This is a genomic window from Microbacterium enclense, from assembly GCF_001456955.1.
Lineage (GTDB): Bacteria > Actinomycetota > Actinomycetes > Actinomycetales > Microbacteriaceae > Microbacterium > Microbacterium enclense.
Window position 1 is genome coordinate 173522 of record NZ_KQ758469.1, and the last position, 16413, is coordinate 189934.

The window sequence follows — 16413 nt, forward strand, 5'->3', positions numbered from 1 at the left end:
CTCACTCGTCCTCGGGCTCGAAGTAGGTGGCATCCGGCCCATCGACCACGATGTCGAAGCGGTACCCCGTCGCCCACTCGGGCGAGGTGAGGTCGTGGTCGTAGACGCCCACGAGGGCGTCGCGGTCCTTCTGCCGGTGGATGCTGTTGTAGATCGGGTCGAGCGCGAACAGCGGATCGCCCGGGAAGTACATCTGCGTCACGAGGCGCTGCGTGAACGACGAGCCGAACACCGAGAAGTGGATGTGCGCCGGACGCCACGCGTTGCGGTGGTTCTTCCACGGGTACGGGCCGGGCTTGATGGTGGTGAAGCGATACTCGCCGTTCGCGTTCGTGACCGCTCGCCCGGCGCCGGTGAAGTTCGGGTCGAGCGGGGCGGGGTGCTGGTCGCGCTGGTGGATGTAGCGCCCGGCGGAGTTGGCCTGCCAGATCTCGATGAGCTGGTTCGCGATCGGCCGGCCCCACGAGTCGAGCAGGCGACCCTGCACGCTCATGCGCTCGCCCAACGGCTCACCGGCGTGCTGCAGGGTGAGATCGGACTCGATCGCCGCGACATCGCGCTGGCCGAACGCGGGCGAGAACAGCTCGATCGTCTCGGGGTCGACCAGCCTCGGGTTCTTCGTCGGATGCCGCAGCACGCTCGAGCGGTACGCGGGGAAGTCGTGCGCGGTCGCGGCAACGCGCTCCCCGGCGGCCTCGAGCGCGTCGAGCTCGGCATGGCGCGCGCGGATCTCGTCGACGATCTCGGCCTGCGACGCCTGGTCGGGGGCGGCCAGAAGCGTCTCGGGCGCCGCGGCGAGGGTGTGGGACATGGGGTCTCCTTCGACGCCTCCATCGTCCGGCACCGATCGACCCGATGCCGGGATGTTCCCGCTCAATGGGAGTCATGGCATCCTGGCGTCGTGGCGAACTCCCCCTCCGGCGATTCCGTGACCGACCGTCTCGTGCGCATCCTCGAGACGTTCACCCCCACCCGCACGGCGCAGACGACCGCCGACATCGGGCGACGGGCGGGTCTGCCGAGCTCCTCGGCGCACCGCATCGTCAACGAACTCGTGGATGCCGGCCTCCTCGAGCGTGACGACGAGCGACGCGTGCGCGTGGGGATGCGGCTCTGGGAGCTCGCCACGCGGTCGTCGCACGCGTTGCGCCTGCGCCAGGCGGCCCTGCCGTACATGGAACGGGTGCAGCAGCGCGTGCGCGAGCACACGCAGCTCGCGATCCTCGAGCACGACGAGGCGCTGTTCCTCGAACGACTCAGCGCGCCCGACTCCGGCGCGAACATCACGCGCGTCGCCGGCCGGCTGCCGGTGCACGCGTCGTCGTCGGGCCTGGTGCTGCTGGCCTTCGCCCCGCACGACCTGCAGGAACGGGTGCTGGCAGGCCCCCTCCCCCGCGTCACGCCCGAGACGATCGTCGACCCGACCGCGCTTCGCCGTACCCTCGCCGAAGTGCGCACGCTCGGCCGCGTCATCGCGCCCGGCTACGTCGACGAAGTGTCCACGGGCGTCGCCGTGCCCGTGCGCGACGAGACCGGCGCGGTCATCGCCGCCCTGTCGGTGGTGCTGCCGCGCGACGCCGAGACGCAGTTCGCCCTCGTCGAACTGCACCGCGCCGCCCGCGACACCGAGCGCGCCCTCGGCTACCGTCGCTGACCTCCACCCGCGCCCGCCCCCGCTCCCCCCGTGACTTGCGCCGTATGCACGCGAAGAGCGCGCCCCGGCGACCATTCGGCGCAAGTCATCCTGAGGCCGCGGCCACCTCGCTCGGAACGACCCTCTGACGTGCGCCATGCGTACATGAAAGCCCCGCCCCGGCGACCATTCGGCGCAAGTCATCCTGGGGCCGCGCCCGTTCGGCGCACGCCACGGCTCACGTCCGGGAGACATTGCCGACCGCGGCGCGGAACGGCACGCGCGGGATGCTCGTGGCATCCCGTTCAATGAGAGAGGGCGCATGGGCTCGGGGTGAGGGAGGCACCATCGACCACAGCCACCGTCGAAGGAGACGCCATGACCACCACCGTCCGCACTCGTGTCGCCATCGTCGGCGCCGGCCCCGCGGGGCTCCTGCTCTCGCACCTGCTGGAGCAGGCCGGCATCGAATCGGTCGTCATCGACCAGCGCTCGCGCGACGAGATCGAGAGCACGATCCGCGCCGGCATCCTCGAGCAGGGCACCGTCGAGCTGCTCGACACCATCGGCCCGGCCTCGCGCGCCCGCACCGTCGGCCACCGCCACGACGGCATCGAACTGCGCTTCGAGGGCGAGGGGCACCGCATCGACTTCGCGGCATCCGTCGGCCGGGCCGTGTGGCTGTACCCGCAGCACGAGGTGCTGAAGGACCTGATCGCCGCGCGGCTCGCCGCCGGGCAAGACCTGCGATTCGGCGTCACCGCCGAGCGCATCGAGAACGGCGACCGCCCGCGTGTGATCGCCCGCGACGCCGACGGCGCGCCCTTCGAGATCGAGGCGGAGTTCGTCGTCGGCTCCGACGGCTCGCGCAGCGTCGCCCGCGCCGCGGTGACCGGGTCGAGCACGGGCGGATACTTCCGCGAGTACCCGTTCGCCTGGTTCGGCGTCCTCTGCGAAGCCCCGCCCTCGAGCGACGAGCTCATCTACAGCAACTCCCCCGACGGCTTCGCGCTCGTCAGCCAGCGGTCGGCGACCGTGCAGCGCATGTACTTCCAATGCGCCCCCGACACCGACACCGCCGCCTACAGCGAGGCGCAGCTCTGGGACGAGCTGCAGAAGCGCGTGCCCGGCACCGAGCTGAAGCAGGGCCCTATCTTCCAGCGCGACGTCCTGCGTTTCCGCAGCTTCGTTGCGCACGAGCTGCGTCGTGGCCGCGTCGCGCTCGTCGGTGACGCCGCCCACACCGTGCCACCGACCGGCGCGAAGGGCATGAACCTCGCCATCGCCGACGTGCGCGTGCTCGCGAAAGCCCTGCGCGCCCTCCTCCTCGACGGCGAGGAACGCCTGCTCGACGCCTATCCCGAGACCGTGAGCCGCCGCATCTGGAAGGCCCAGCACTTCTCATGGTGGATGACGAGCATGCTGCACGCGGCTCCGGATGCCACCGACTTCGACCGCCGCCGCCAGCTCGGCGAGCTGCGCACCGTGGTGGAGTCCGAGCACGGCCGTGCGTACCTCGCCGAGGCGTACTGCGGGTGGCCCCTCGACGTCTGACCCTCTCCGTGCTCCCCCGGCCGTGACCTCGGGCCCAGGTCGGCACGAGCCGTCCGGGCGAGACCAGCCGGTTCGGGGCGGAATCGGCCACTCGGGGCAGAAAAATCGCGCCCCGATCGGCGAAACCCGCCCCGAACCGAAGCGAGCCCGGCATCCCCGCGTGCCGGGGCGGAGAAGCTCAGTCCTCGGGCGCCTTCGGGAACGGGCTCGGCACCACGGGGTGCGTTCCCGTGTAGCCCTCACGCTCCGCAGCCAGTTCGGCGATGCGCTTGCGGCAGGCGTACCAGCCGATGACGATGCCGATCACGGCGACGACCGTGGCCACCAGCGTCGCCGGTGAGTCCACGAAGACCAGCACGAGCACACCCGCGAGGAACACCAGCGTCACCCAGTTCGTGTACGGCGCGCCGAAGAGCCGGAACGACGGGCGCACCAGCAGCCCGCGGTCGGCGAGCTGCTTCAGACGCATCTGGCAGATGATGATGGTCGCCCACGTCGAGATGATGCCGACCGATGCGACGCTCAGCACCGTCTCGAACGCCTCGGCGGGCACGAAGAAGTTCAGCACGACCCCCAACAGGGCCACCGCTGCCGTGATCGCGATGCCGCCGTAGGGCACGCCCGCCTTGTTCATGCGCGCGGCGAACTGCGGCGCGGAGCCCGCGATCGCCATCGAGCGCAGGATGCGGCCCGTGGAGTACAGCCCCGCATTCAGCGACGACAGCGCCGCGGTCAGCACGACCATGTTCATGATGACGTCGACGCCCGGCACCCCGATCGAGGCGAAGAACGTCACGAACGGGCTCTCGCCGGCCGAGTACGCCGTGAACGGGAGCAGCAGCGACAGCAGCAGCACCGACCCGACGTAGAACACCGCCACGCGCAGCACCACCGAGTTGATGGCCCGGGGCATGACCTTCTCGGGGTTCTTCGTCTCGCCGGCGGCCGTGCCGATCAGCTCGATCGAGGCGTAGGCGAAGACGACGCCCTGCATGAGGAGGATGGCGGGCAGGATGCCGTTGGGGAGGAACCCGCCGTTGTCGGCGATGAGCGAGAACCCGACGGGCGAGCCGTTGGGCGTGCCGAACACGACGAAGTAGATGCCGACGAGCAGGAACGCCACGAGGGCGGCGACCTTGATGAGGGCGAACCAGAACTCCAGCTCGCCGAACACCTTGACCGACACGAGATTGACCGCCAGCACCACGACCAGTGCGATCAGCGCCCACAGCCACTGCGGGACCGCGCCGATCCACGGCACGTACTTGCCGAAGAAGTTCATGTAGACGGCCGCGGCGGTGATGTCGACGATGGTCGTCATCGCCCAGTTGATCCAGTAGAACCAGCCCGAGACGAACGCGGCCTTCTCGCCGAAGAACTCGCGCGCGTACGACACGAACGACCCCGAGCTCGGGCGGTGCAGCACCAGCTCGCCGAGCGCGCGCAGGATGAAGAACGCGAAGACGCCGCAGACGGCGTACGAGATGACGATCGCCGGCCCGGCCTGGGCGAGACGGCCGCCGGCGCCGAGGAACAGCCCCGTTCCGATCGCACCGCCGATGGCGATCATCTGCACCTGACGCGACGACAGGCCCTTGTGGTAGCCGCTGTCCTCGAGCTGCACGGTCGAGGTGTTGATCGGCTCGGCGGCGTCGCCCGAGCGCGGAGTGGAGTCGTTCACGTACCCATCATTCGTTTCGCGCACCGCCTGTCCAGCAAGCGCGCCGAGATCGGCGGCATCCGGATGCCACGGCTCAGAGCCACTTCTTCCACTTGAACGTCAGCCACAGACCCGCCGACACCGCCACCATGAGCACCAGCGCCATCGGGTAGCCGTACTGCCACTCCAGCTCGGGCATGTTCTTGAAGTTCATGCCGTAGATCGCGCCGATCAGCGAGGGGCCGAACAGGATGGCCGCCCACCCCGAGATCTTCTTCACCTGTTCGTTCTGCTGCAGCGAGGTCTCGGTCTGCCGTTGGGTGACGAGGGTGGCGTTCACGGTGAGGGCGTTGTCGAGGATCGCGCGCAGCGCCGTGAGCTTCTCGCACTGGCGCAGCACGTGGTCGAGCACGTCGCGCAGCGACCGTTGCAGTTCGAGGTCGACGCCGTACTTGTCGGCGCCCCGCAGCAGCGCCTCGAGCATGCCGCGCAACGGCTCGGCGGCTCGCTGGAAGTGGATGACCTCCCGCGCGAGCTCGTAGATGCGCTGCGTGAGCTCGGCGCCGCCGGTGCCGAACAGCTGGTCCTCGATCTCGTCGACGTCGTTGCGCAGCCCCCGCGCGACCGGGTCGTACTGGTCGACGACCTCGTCGAGGATCGCGTAGAGCACGGCCTCGGGTCCCCGCGCGAGCAGGTCGGGGCTCTTCTCGAGGCGACGGCGCACGCGCGAGAGGTCGGGCACCTCGGCATGACGCACCGTGACGACGTAGTCGGCGCCGATGAACACGTGCAGCTCGCCGAACTCGACCGTCTCGCTCTCGTCTATGTACCGCGCCGGGCGCAGCACCGCGAAGAGGTTGTCGCCGTAGCGTTCGAGCTTCGCCCGCTGGTGCCCGGTGAGCGCGTCCTCGACGGCGAGCGGGTGCAGCGAGAACTCGGCGGCCACACGCTCGAGCTCGTCGGGCGAGGGGCGCAGCAGCCCGATCCACGCCATGCCGCCGTGGGCCTCCATGTACTCGAAGGTCTGGTCGAGGCTCGCGGGGTTCTCGATGCGGTGACCGTCGACGTACACGGCGCTGTCGATGATGGGCATGAGTCCGTTGTACTCCCGACGCCTATGTGCGCCCGGTCACTTCTTCGGGTCGTTGCCCCAGTTCATGAGCGAGTAGCGCCAGTCGGTGTCGGTGATGTCGCCCTTCGGCTTCTGCGCGCTGTGGCGCTTGACGTAGCCGACGACCTTGCGCATGTGGGCGTAGTCGTCGTCGGTGAGATCGGCCTTCTTCTTCTCGAGGATGCGCACGATGTGCCGCCCGCTCTCGTGACCGGTCGACTCGCCGCCGTCCTTCTTCTGCCCGACGGATTTCGATTCGTCGGTGTCGAGCCACTTCTTCAGCTCGCTCGCGGTCATGTTCACCGCGTCGTCGAAGTCCTTCTTGGTCTGATCGTTGTCGTCGCTCATGCCGTCATCCTCGCCAAGGGCCGACGACGTCGACGCCCCCTTGCGCCGGCGACGACGCGGTGGCATCCGCACCGCACCGGCATCCGCCACGCGTCGGCGTCCGCACCGCCGACGGCTCGCTGTGGCGCTCACCGCGCGGCGGCATCCGTTCAACCGACGGGCTCGCTCAACGGCTCGTCGGCGTCGGGTCCCGGATGCCGCGCCGCGCTGCCGCGACGGGCGGCGGCGAGCACGGCCCCGATGCTGGCCGCGATGACCAGGGCGATCCCCGCGATCTCCAGCCACGACAGGTGCTGCCCCAGCAGCAGGAAGCCGGCGACCGAGGCCGTCGCGGGTCCGAGGCTCATGAGGATCGCGAACGCCGACGCGGGCAGGCGACGCAGCGCCACCAGTTCGAGGGCGTACGGAATGGTCGACGACAGCAGCGCGACCGCGGCGCCCAGGGCGAGGATGTCGACGCGCAGCAGCGCCGAGCCCGCCTGCCAGACACCGAACGGCAGGACGATGACCGCCCCCACCGCCATCGCGAGCGCGAGCCCGTCGAGGCGGGGGAACTCCCGGCCGACGCGCGCCGACGCGAGGATGTACAGCGCCCAGCTCACGGCCGCCCCGAGCGCGAAGACGACGCCGAGCAGGTCGAGCCGGTCCCACCCGCCCGCACCGAGGGCGACGACCCCCGCGAGCGCGAGGCCCGCCCAGAGCCAGCGCGCGAGGCCCGTCGCCGTCAGGATCGACAGGGTCAGCGGGCCGAGCACCTCGATCGTGACGGTCACCCCGAGCGGCAGGCGTGCGAGGGCGAGGTAGAACAGCCCGTTCATGGATGCCAGCACCACGCCGAAGCCGATGACCGAGCGCCACGCCACGGCGGTGTGGCCGCGTAGGCGCGGACGAGCGATCAGCAGCAGAAGCAGCGCCGAGAAGACCAGGCGCAGCATGACGATGCCGAGCGGGCCGGTCTCGGGGAAGAGCATGACGGCGAACGACGCGCCGACCTCCTGGCACGCGAGACCCACCAGCACGAGCGCGGCGGCCGAGCCCTGTCCGCCGCGTGCGATCATCCGGCGGGGGGCGCGCAGATGGCGTTGGCGGTGATGGCGTCGCGCATCTGGTCGGCGGTCCAGGGGAGGCCGGCCTCGGGCAGCGTCTGCCCCGCGGCCGCGGGGGCCTTGGAGGCGATCGCCGCGAGCTGCCAGGCGAGCCAGGCGCCGGTGTTCTCGTTGCCGGCGGAGTTGTTCAGCACCACGGCGACCGACATTCCGGTCGCGGGGTCGGCGAAGGCGCCCACGATGTAGCCCGGCGTCGAACCGAACTGCCCGATGAGCGAGCCCGCCTGGTAGGCCCCGCCCGCCGCGGTGAACCACGTCGGCTGATCGGCGGCGACCGGCACCGGGTTCGCGAACCTGTCGTTGTCGTCGGGAAGCAGCGCGTCGGTCGCGAGGGCCTGGGCGTACCGCCCGAGGTCGCGGATGTTCGTGACGGCGCCGGACACGGCCTGCCCGTAGCTCGACGACATCGTGGTGAACTCGGTCGGCTGCGCGCAGTCGTAGGCGCCGTCGGCGTTGGGCTGCGACCAGTGACCCGTCAGCGGCGACGTGCCCGGGGTGGCGGCCGCGGGGCCCGGCAACGACGTCGCGGCAAGACCCAGCGGGTCGATGACGCGCTCGGTGATCACGTCGGCGAGCGATTCGCCGGTGACCCGCTCGACGGCGAGGCCGGCGAGCAGGAAGTTCGTCGGCGACGAGGCGAACGAGACACCGGGATCGTTGAGGCGGGGCTTCGAGATGCCGTACGCCATCAGCTCGCGCGCGTTCCACACGCGATCGGGGTTGCTCCGCACCAGGCCGTCGAGGCTCGAGGTGTACGAGGCGAGGCCCGACGTGCCGTCGCAAAGCTGCCGAAGGGTGATGTCCTCGTAGCCGGGCACGTTGCTGACCCACTGCGTGATCGGGTCGTCGAGCGCGAAGCGCCCGTCGGCGGCGAGGCGGTACACCGCGTCGCACGTCATCGCACCGGTGACGTCGGCGGCGCGGAACTGCAGGTCGTCGGTCACCTCGGCTCCGCCGGGACCCTGTGTGCCGACGCCGGAGATCCACGTGCCGCTCCACGGCGCCCAGACGCCCACGATGGCCCCGGTCGCTCCGGTCGCCGTGATGGCCGCGCTCACCGCGTCGCGCATCTCGGTGACGGTGGCCTCGGGAAGTGGGGCGTCCACCTGCGCGGGGACGTCGATCGACACCGTCCCCTGGCTCGTGCAGCCGCTCAGCACGAGGGCGAGCGCTCCCGCGCCCGCGATCGCGACGGCCGCGGAACGACGCCATCTCCGCATGTGAACCCCCAGCGTTTCCGAGCGCGACGAAGCGCACTCCCGTTGAATTCAAACACACGGGGCGGGGGCCCACCCGCCGCTTGCGCACCCGGGGAGTCACGTCTGCATCACGACTGCCGCCACCTCGCGCGACTCCGGGGGAACACGGGGTTAGGCGAACCTAACTCTTTGCGTATGATGACCGCATGAACGCCGTCGTCCCGTTCTCCACGGCTCTGCGCGAGCGCTCCAGCAGCGCGCACTCGCCCCGCGAGTGCGACGGGTTCATGACCGACCTGCTCACCGGCGCCGGAACCCGCGACGACTACATCGCGCTCATCGCCCAGCACTGGTTCCTCTACGCCGCCCTCGAAGAGGCGTCCGCGCGCATGCGCACCGACCCGGTGGCATCCGTGTTCCTGAGCGACAAGCTCTCGCGCCTGCCCGCGCTCGAGGCCGACCTCGCCTTCCTCATCGGCCCGCAGTGGCGCGACGAGATCCGCCCCCTGCCCACCACGCAGGCGTACGTCTCGCGCATCCGACGCGTGGCGGCCACCTGGCCGGGTGGGTTCGTCGCGCACCACTACACGCGGTTCCTCGGCGATCTGTCGGGCGGCCCGTCGATCGGCCGGCTCATGCAGCGGCAGTTCGGGTTCGAGACGAACGGCATCGGGTTCCTGCTCTTCGGCGACATCGCCGATCCCAAGGCGTTCAAGAGCGTCTACCGCGAGCAGCTCGACGCCGCGCCGTGGGACGACGCCGAGAAAGAACGTGTCATCGCCGAGGTGCTGGTGGCCTACCGCTTCACCACCGAGCTGTTCGCCGACCTCACGCGCGCGAAGGCCGCACGGGTCGCCTGAGCCTCACGCCTGACGGGTGGCCGCCTCGTCTTGCCGGGCCAGCCACGCCTGCTTCATGAAGCGGCGGACGTCTTCGTCGACCCGGATGTCGCCGGGGCGCAACGGACGCGTCAAATACAGACCGTCGAGCGAGGTGAGCCGGCTGAGCGCGACGTAGGTCTGCCCCGGGGCGAAGGCGCCCGAACCGAGGTCGACCACGGCGCGGTCGTACGTCTTGCCTTGCGACTTGTGGATCGTGACGGCCCACGCCAGCCGCAGGGGGAACTGCGTGAACTCGGCGACGATTTCGCGCGACAGGTTCTTCGTGCCGGGGTCGTAGGCGTAGCGGTACCTCTCCCACACGGCCGGTTCGACGTCGTGCTGGATGCCGTCGACCTCGACGCGCACGCTGTCGCCGGCGATGCGGGTGACCGTGCCGATCGTCCCGTTGACCCATCGCGGCGCCTCGCCGAACTGCCCCGCGTCGTTGCGGAGGAACATGACCTGCGCCCCGACCTTGAGGGTCAGCTCCATCTCGGCGGGGTAGTTGGCCTCGCCGCGGCCGAAGTCGCCCGAGATCTCCGCGTTCGCGGTCTGGGTGCGCCCGACGAGTTCGTCGAGGTGCTTGCGGTTGATGGTGTTCACGCGGTCGTTGCGGGTGGCGAGCGTGATGACCGGGTGCTCGCCATCGGCGGGATGCGGCGGCGTCCGCGCCCCCGCGCTGTTCAGGATGCCGGCCATCTCGGCCGTTACGCGCCCGTAGCGCACCGCGTTGAGCAGCGTCTTGAAGCCCGGGTCGGACTGCCGGTGGATCTCGACGAGCTCGTTCACGTGCAGGTCGGCGCCGTGCCGGCCGATGTCGATGAGCCCGTCGCTGGCCGCCGCGCCCGACCAGACCTTCGCGTCGAAGAACCAGAACGAGCGGTAGTGATCGCGGATGTAGCGCATCTCGTCGCCCCGCGGCGGGACGGGGGCCAGCTGGTACGGGTCGCCGAACATGACGATCTGCGTGCCGCCGAACGGCTCGGAGCGACGACCGCGGGCCTGACGGAGCGAGCGGTCGATGGCATCCATCAGGTCGGCGTTGACCATCGAGATCTCGTCGATCACCAGGGTGTCGATGGCGTTGAGGATCTTGCGGGTGGCGTCGTTCTGATCGATGTCGCCGTTCGCGATCAGCCCGATCGGCAGGCGGAACAGCGAGTGGATCGTCTGCCCCTCGACGTTGAGCGCGGCCACGCCCGTCGGCGCGCAGACGGCGATCTGCTTCTTCGTGTTCCATGCCAGGTGCTGCAGCAGCGTCGACTTGCCGGTGCCGGCGCGGCCCGTGACGAAGACGTGCTCGCGCGTGTCTTCGATCAGCCGGAACAGCGCCTGCTGCTCGGCGGAAAGGGGCGGCGTGGTCACCGGCCCATGCTAGTTCGCGCCGTCGCGCCGACGCAGAGCCGTGCCGACGGCGCCACCCGCCGGCTCGGTGTGGAGGAGCAGCCAACGCGCCTCGCCCGAGAGCACGTCGGCGACGTGGCTGCGGAATCGGGGACACTGCGTGATGTCGTGCGACCGGCACCGCAGCGCGTGCTCGGTCATCGCGCGGGCCTCGGCGATCTCGGCCGCGCGACGGTCGAGCTCGGCCACGTGCTCCTCGAGCACCCGATGCCGGTCGGGGGCGTCGTCGTCGAGCAGCACGCGGATCTGCTCGAGCGAGAGCCCCGCCGCCTTGTTGCGCAGGATCACGGCGATGCGCACGGCGTCGTCGTCGCCGAACCGGCGCCTCCCCGCGCCGTCGCGCGCGGGGCGCAGCAGCCCCGCGTCCTCCCAGTGCCGCAGCACGTGGGTGTCGAGCCCGAACCGCGCCGCCGCCTCGCCGATGGACTCCCCGCTTGACTTCATGTCGACATGAAGTCACACGATGGCCTCGGACGCAAACGGAAGGAGCCCATCGTGTACGACGCGATCATCATCGGAGGCGGCCCCGCGGGTCTGCAGGCGGCGCTGACGCTGGGCCGGATGCACCGGCGCACCCTGCTGCTGGACTCGGGCGCGTATCGCAACGGCACCGTCCGCCACGCGCACAACCTGCTGACCAACGACGGACGCGATCCGGCGGAGCTGCGCCGCATCGCCCGCGCCGAGATCGCCGCATACGACGCCGTGGAGGTCCGGGATGCCACGGCCGCCGGCATCGTGCGCGACGGCGACGCGCTGACGGTCACCGTAGACGGCGACGCCCTCCGCGCCCACGCGGTGATCCTCGCGACCGGTGTGGCCGACGAGCTCCCGCCGATCCCCGGTCTCGCCGAGCACTGGGGCGACACCGTCGCGAACTGCCCGTTCTGCCACGGACACGAGTTCGCCGGTCGCCCCGTCGCCGTCGTCAACGCCTCGCCGCACGCCGTCGTCCTCGCGCGGATGCTCGAGCCGGTGGCATCCGAGGTGCACGTCGTGGCACCCGACGAGGTGAGCGCCGTCTCGGGCGTTCGCGACGGACTCCGCCTGCACCTGGCCGACGGGACCGCGCGCGAGGTGGCCGGCGCCTTCGTCGCGCCGACGTGGACCGTGCGCGGTGAGCTCGTCGACGCGCTCGGTCTCGAACGCCAGGAGTCGGGCGCCGTGCGCACCGATCCGTTCGGCCGCACGAGCGTCGAGGGCGTGTACGCGGTCGGCGACATCGCCCACCCCGACCACCTTCCGGGGCCGATGTTCTCGCTGGCGGCGGCGATCGCGGGAGGACAGCTCGCGGCCGTGGCCGTCGTGCGGTCGCTCGTGGCGTAACGCACGCGGCACCCCCACAGGACTGCTTCCTAGACTGGGGGCGTGAGCAACGCCGGCGGGGGCCCCGCGACGCCCGAGGGTGTCGGCGGCGTGCGCGCGCGCCGGCGTCTCGAGATCCCGGCGATGATCCTGATCGGCGTGCTGCTCGTCGCCGCGCTCGGGGCCGGCACCGCCTCGCTGTACCGCGAGTTCTACAGCCCCCGCGCGTTCGTGCTGCACTACCTCGAGCTTCTGCAGGAGCGCCGCGCCGCCGAGGCCCTGGCCGTCCCCGGTGTCGCGGTCGACTCCGCCGAGCTCGAGGCGGCGGGTCTGCCCGCCACCGCCTCCGAAGCACTGCTGCGCCCCGACTCGCTGCAGGCGGTGACGGATGCCGTTGTCACCGGCGAGAGCGTGGACGGCGACCGCACGCGCGTCAGCGTCAGCTACTCCGTCGGCGGATACGCCGGGTCGACGACGTTCGACGTGACGAGCGACACCGGCAATGCCCTGCTGCCCCGCTGGCGCTTCGCTCGGAGTCCCCTGTCGGTGATGAACCTCTCGGTCGAGGGGTCGATGCGCTTCGCGGTGAACGGCTTCGAGGTCGACAAGCGGCAGGTCGCGATCGAGGGGGCCGACGTCGACCCGACCGCCGCCCTTCCGTTGCTCGTCTTCTCGCCGGGGCTGTACTCGGTGTCGGTCGACACAGCGATCTCGGCGACCCCCGGCGTCGCCGTGCTCGCCGACGCGCCGCTGGCCGGCATCCCCGTCGACGTGCAGGCCCAGCCGACCGAGGAGTTCCGCGGGGTCGTGCAGCAGCGGGTGGAGGACTTCCTCTCCGCGTGCGCGGAGCAGAAGGTGCTGCAGCCCACGGGCTGTCCGTTCGGCTTCACGGTGCGCAATCGCATCGACGACGCCCCGTCGTGGTCGATCGTCGAACAGCCGCAGGTCACCGTCGAACCCGACGGCGCCGGGTGGCGCATCCCGTCCGCCCCGGCGGTCGCGCACATCGAGGTCGACATCCGCTCCATCTTCGACGGCAGCGTCCGTACGGTCGAAGAAGACGTCGACTTCACCGTCGACGGCCAGATCACCGTCGAGCCCGACGGCTCGGCATCCATCCTCGTCGGCGGCTCCTCCGACTGAACCGGCGGCGGCCCGGCGGGCGGATGCCGCGTGCACAACGGCGGATCTCTTCAACGACACGCCGCCGCCAGGCATTCACCGCCCGCGTGTCGTCCCCGTTCGCCGCCGTTGTGCACGCCCGCCGTACAAGCCGCAGAGCGATCGCCCGGGCGCCGCGGCGGCGGGCACGACCGCGGGGAATTCGTGCGACACGCCGCCACACGGCTGCCACGGCCCGCGTGTCGGCGCCGTGCTCCGCCGTCATGCGCGCCGCCGCGGCCGGACGGGGGCATCGCCCCCGGGACTCAGCTGCCGCCGCGGGCGGCGACGCGGGCGTCGCGGGCGGCGAGGCGCGCGAGTTCTTCGTTGTAGGCGTCGAGCTCGAGATCGCCGACGCGGTCGACGTGCCGGTCGCGGCGCTTCTGCTGGCGCTCGTCGCTGCGGCTCCACTGGATGGCGACCGTGATGGCGAGGATGAGGGTCGGGATCTCACCCACCGACCAGGCGACGCCGCCGCCGACGTACTGATCGTCCAGGGGTGTCGCGCCCCACGTGCGACCCATCGCCCCGAACCACTCCGAGACCATGAGTCCGGAGTTCATCATGATCGCGATGCCGAAGAAGGCGTGCATCGCCATGATCGCGATGAGCACGAGCAGGCGCATGGGATAGGGCAGGCGGAAGGGCACGGGGTCGGTGCCGACGAGGCTGAGCACGAACAGGTACCCCGTGACGAGGAAGTGCGCGACCATCCAGATGTGGCCCACGTGGTCGTACAGCGACCATCGGAACAGATCGGTGTAGTAGAACGCCCAGAGCGAGCCGATGAACAGTCCGGCGGCGACGTACGGGTTGGTCAGCACCTTCGCGACCGGATTGTGCACCGCCCAGAGGATCCATTCGCGGCCGCCGCGCGTGCCGTCGTCGCGCTTGCGGATCGCACGGGCCGCGAGCGACACCGGGGCTCCGAACACGAGCATGAGCGGGATCGCCATCGACAGCAGCATGTGCCCGATCATGTGCATGCTGAACAGGTAGTCCTGGTACACGTTGATCGGCCCCGACGTGACCCAGAACACCCCGAACAGACCGAGGCACCACAGCACCGTGCGGTGGATCGGCCACCCGTCGCCGCGACGCAGGAGGCGCCAGACACCGGCCAGATAGAAGAAGAGGCCGAACGCCACGATCAGCGTCCACAGCAGGTCGACGTTCCACGCCGTGAACCAGCGCTCGAGGGTCAGCTCGGGCGGCAGAGGCGCACCCGTGAGCACCTCGGCCGGAGTGGTGCCGACCAGGGGCGCCTCGGCGGGCGGGGGCGTGCGCGCCAGCGCCGCGGCGACACCGCTGGCGATTCCCATGAAGACGAGCTCGAGGCTGATGACGCCCCAGAACCGGGCAGAGCCGGGCTCGTCGGCCATGCGCGAGATGAGGCGACCGCGGTACCAGGCCCCCAAGACGCCCATGGCCACGAGCGCGACCACCTTCACCAGCACGAGCACGCCGTACGCCGACCAGAGGTTCTGCAGGCCGAGGAGACCGATCGACGCGCGCACCGTGCCCGAGATCGCGACGACGATGAACGCCACGAGCGCGATCGAGGAGTACCGCAGGAGGGTGGTCTGCAGCTGTCCGCGCGACATCGCGGGTCGCACGACGACGAGCAGGATGAGGCCGCCGAGCCATGCCGCGGCGGCGATGATGTGCAGCACGAGGGAGGTGACCGCGGCGTCGTGGCTGGCCTCGGTGCCGGAGTGCCCCTGCGTGCCCATCGGAATGAGGGAGGCGATCGCGAGGATCGCCACGATCAGCGTGGGGATCCACGAACGCACGGCGAAGGTGAGCACCGTGAGGACCGCACCGGCGATGGTCGTGATGAGCCAGGCCTGACCCGGCGGGCTCTCGACCAGGAAGCGACCGAGCTGCTGCCCGAAGACGGCGTCGAGGGTGGGGGTGGCGTTCAGGACGTTGAGGAACGTCATGTACCCCGTCACCGCCGCGGCGACGGTGAACAGGGCCGCGCCGATCGACGCCGTGTCGAGCGCGATCTCGAAGGGTCGTTCCCCCGCGGGCAGGGCGAACAGCGCGAGCACGAGCGAGCCGACCATGGTGGCCGCGGCGAGGTTGACCATCACCGTGGCGATGGGCAGACCCCAACGCACCACGGGACCCGCGTCGGCGAGACGGCCGGGGGCCGCTCCCCCGCCGAAGGCGAGCCCGGCGACGACGGCGATGATCGAGACCGCGACCAGGATGACGGGGCCCGCGACGCGCAGAAGTCGGGGATTCACCCGACCAGCCTACGTCGCCGGGAAAGAGCGGAGGGGGGATGCCGTGGCATCCCCCCTCCGATGGTTCGAGACCGTCTTACTTGACGGCGGCCTTGAGCTTGGAGCCCGCGGTGACCTTGACGCGCTTGCCGGCGGGGATGGAGATCTCCTCGCCCGTCTGCGGGTTGCGGCCCGTGCGAGCCGACGTCGCGACCTGCTCGAAGGCGATCCAGCCGGGGATCGAGACCTTGCTGCCCTTGGCGACCGCCTCGGAGACGGTGGAGAAGAGGGAGTCGAGCACGCCCGACACGGCGGACTGGCTCTGGCCGGTCGCGCTGGCGATGCTCGCGACGAGCTCGGTCTTGGTGATGGACTTGTCGGCCATGTGGTTGTCCTCCAGACGGCGGCGAAAGCCGTCTCTCGTTACTCGGACGAGGAGGAACCCTCCTCGGTGGTCGGGAGACCGCCTCGACAGTATCAACCGAACCGCGGAATTACGCGGATCTTGACGGATTTCGGCCCTTTCTGCCCGGCGTGTCGCGCTGCAGTCGGCGCGGTGAGGGTCGGCCGGCGCACGGGATCGCGCCTCACCACTCCGGGGTGCGCGAGCGCGACCCGGCCCGCTCGGGTGAATCTACGCCTTTTGGCGGGCGAACTTGTCACCCGGGTCACCCTCTAGACCGCCTGATCGTCATCTTCTCGTCATTCGGCGTGACGTATGGACCGTAAAATGCCCGCACACGGCGAAGCCCCGGGGCAGGGCTTCGCCCCTACCCGAGGGGCACGGATGCCGGGATCCCAGTCTTCCATCGACGCGCGC

Annotated in this window: 15 protein-coding genes; 5 read left to right on the top strand and 10 right to left on the bottom strand. The window is 70.7% G+C overall.

The genetic code is table 11. The features are described 5' to 3' along the window. Position 1 precedes the first annotated feature (1 nt). The gene (gene pcaH, locus AS029_RS06680; protein WP_074615873.1) at positions 2-811 is read right to left on the bottom strand and encodes a protocatechuate 3,4-dioxygenase subunit beta; all 810 of its coding nucleotides are present in this window, start codon (positions 809-811) and stop codon (positions 2-4) included. A gap of 90 nt (positions 812-901) precedes the next feature. Between pcaH and AS029_RS06685 the strand changes: the two genes are divergently transcribed. Together AS029_RS06685 and AS029_RS06690 are read left to right on the top strand one after the other, a co-directional pair. Beyond that, complete coding sequence (locus AS029_RS06685; protein ID WP_058231817.1) at positions 902-1654, top strand: IclR family transcriptional regulator; 753 nt, start codon at positions 902-904, stop codon at positions 1652-1654. A 357-nt stretch (positions 1655-2011) separates the two neighbouring features. Next, the gene (locus AS029_RS06690) at positions 2012-3187 is read left to right on the top strand and encodes a 4-hydroxybenzoate 3-monooxygenase (RefSeq protein ID WP_058231818.1); all 1176 of its coding nucleotides are present in this window, start codon (positions 2012-2014) and stop codon (positions 3185-3187) included. Between the two features lie 178 nt (positions 3188-3365). Here AS029_RS06690 and AS029_RS06695 read toward each other — a convergent pair whose 3' ends face one another. From AS029_RS06695 to AS029_RS06715, 5 genes are all read right to left on the bottom strand, one after another. Then, positions 3366-4826 carry an amino acid permease gene (locus AS029_RS06695; RefSeq protein WP_058232048.1) on the bottom strand — a complete coding sequence of 487 codons (1461 nt, stop codon included), beginning with the start codon at positions 4824-4826 and terminating at the stop codon, positions 3366-3368. A gap of 115 nt (positions 4827-4941) precedes the next feature. Further along, positions 4942-5940: a magnesium/cobalt transporter CorA gene (gene corA, locus AS029_RS06700; protein WP_058231819.1), complete on the bottom strand. Its 999-nt coding sequence runs from the start codon at positions 5938-5940 to the stop codon at positions 4942-4944. A 36-nt stretch (positions 5941-5976) separates the two neighbouring features. After that, positions 5977-6306 (bottom strand): DUF3140 domain-containing protein, encoded by a 330-nt coding sequence (locus AS029_RS06705; RefSeq protein WP_058231820.1) that lies wholly within the window; start codon positions 6304-6306, stop codon positions 5977-5979. 149 nt (positions 6307-6455) lie between these two features. After that, positions 6456-7364: an EamA family transporter gene (locus AS029_RS06710; protein WP_058231821.1), complete on the bottom strand. Its 909-nt coding sequence runs from the start codon at positions 7362-7364 to the stop codon at positions 6456-6458. Then, positions 7361-8632 carry a serine hydrolase domain-containing protein gene (locus AS029_RS06715; RefSeq protein ID WP_058231822.1) on the bottom strand — a complete coding sequence of 424 codons (1272 nt, stop codon included), beginning with the start codon at positions 8630-8632 and terminating at the stop codon, positions 7361-7363. The genes AS029_RS06710 and AS029_RS06715 overlap by 4 nt, the downstream gene beginning before the upstream one ends. Positions 8633-8817: 185 nt before the next feature. Here AS029_RS06715 and AS029_RS06720 point away from each other — a divergent pair, with 185 nt between their 5' ends. After that, a complete protein-coding gene (locus AS029_RS06720; protein WP_058231823.1) occupies positions 8818-9471 on the top strand; it encodes a biliverdin-producing heme oxygenase in 654 nt (217 codons plus the stop codon). Between the two features lie 3 nt (positions 9472-9474). Here AS029_RS06720 and AS029_RS06725 read toward each other — a convergent pair whose 3' ends face one another. Beyond that, a complete protein-coding gene (locus tag AS029_RS06725; protein WP_058231824.1) occupies positions 9475-10857 on the bottom strand; it encodes an ATP-dependent DNA helicase in 1383 nt (460 codons plus the stop codon). A gap of 9 nt (positions 10858-10866) precedes the next feature. Next, positions 10867-11340 (bottom strand): MerR family transcriptional regulator, encoded by a 474-nt coding sequence (locus tag AS029_RS06730; protein WP_058231825.1) that lies wholly within the window; start codon positions 11338-11340, stop codon positions 10867-10869. Between the two features lie 51 nt (positions 11341-11391). On the opposite strand from AS029_RS06730, the gene AS029_RS06735 reads away from it, so the two are divergent. Both AS029_RS06735 and AS029_RS06740 read left to right on the top strand, forming a co-directional pair. Continuing rightward, positions 11392-12222: an NAD(P)/FAD-dependent oxidoreductase gene (locus tag AS029_RS06735; RefSeq protein ID WP_058232049.1), complete on the top strand. Its 831-nt coding sequence runs from the start codon at positions 11392-11394 to the stop codon at positions 12220-12222. A gap of 42 nt (positions 12223-12264) precedes the next feature. Continuing rightward, the gene (locus AS029_RS06740) at positions 12265-13344 is read left to right on the top strand and encodes a hypothetical protein (RefSeq protein WP_058231826.1); all 1080 of its coding nucleotides are present in this window, start codon (positions 12265-12267) and stop codon (positions 13342-13344) included. A gap of 284 nt (positions 13345-13628) precedes the next feature. Here AS029_RS06740 and AS029_RS06745 read toward each other — a convergent pair whose 3' ends face one another. Both AS029_RS06745 and AS029_RS06750 read right to left on the bottom strand, forming a co-directional pair. Continuing rightward, complete coding sequence (locus AS029_RS06745; protein ID WP_058231827.1) at positions 13629-15614, bottom strand: bifunctional copper resistance protein CopD/cytochrome c oxidase assembly protein; 1986 nt, start codon at positions 15612-15614, stop codon at positions 13629-13631. 76 nt (positions 15615-15690) lie between these two features. Then, positions 15691-15978 (bottom strand): HU family DNA-binding protein, encoded by a 288-nt coding sequence (locus tag AS029_RS06750; RefSeq protein ID WP_013584778.1) that lies wholly within the window; start codon positions 15976-15978, stop codon positions 15691-15693. Between the last annotated feature and the right edge of the window lie 435 nt (positions 15979-16413).

Bases quoted from the DNA above. Each gene is read 5' to 3' on its own strand.
- AS029_RS06750 (WP_013584778.1), bottom strand. From the start codon at position 15,978: ATGGCCGACAAGTCCATCACCAAGACCGAGCTCGTCGCGAGCATCGCC.
- AS029_RS06715 (WP_058231822.1), bottom strand. From the start codon at position 8,632: ATGCGGAGATGGCGTCGTTCCGCGGCCGTCGCGATCGCGGGCGCGGGA.
- AS029_RS06730 (WP_058231825.1), bottom strand. From the start codon at position 11,340: ATGAAGTCAAGCGGGGAGTCCATCGGCGAGGCGGCGGCGCGGTTCGGG.
- AS029_RS06710 (WP_058231821.1), bottom strand. From the start codon at position 7,364: ATGATCGCACGCGGCGGACAGGGCTCGGCCGCCGCGCTCGTGCTGGTG.
- AS029_RS06690 (WP_058231818.1), top strand. From the start codon at position 2,012: ATGACCACCACCGTCCGCACTCGTGTCGCCATCGTCGGCGCCGGCCCC.
- pcaH (WP_074615873.1), bottom strand. From the start codon at position 811: ATGTCCCACACCCTCGCCGCGGCGCCCGAGACGCTTCTGGCCGCCCCC.
- AS029_RS06720 (WP_058231823.1), top strand. From the start codon at position 8,818: ATGAACGCCGTCGTCCCGTTCTCCACGGCTCTGCGCGAGCGCTCCAGC.
- AS029_RS06705 (WP_058231820.1), bottom strand. From the start codon at position 6,306: ATGAGCGACGACAACGATCAGACCAAGAAGGACTTCGACGACGCGGTG.
- corA (WP_058231819.1), bottom strand. From the start codon at position 5,940: ATGCCCATCATCGACAGCGCCGTGTACGTCGACGGTCACCGCATCGAG.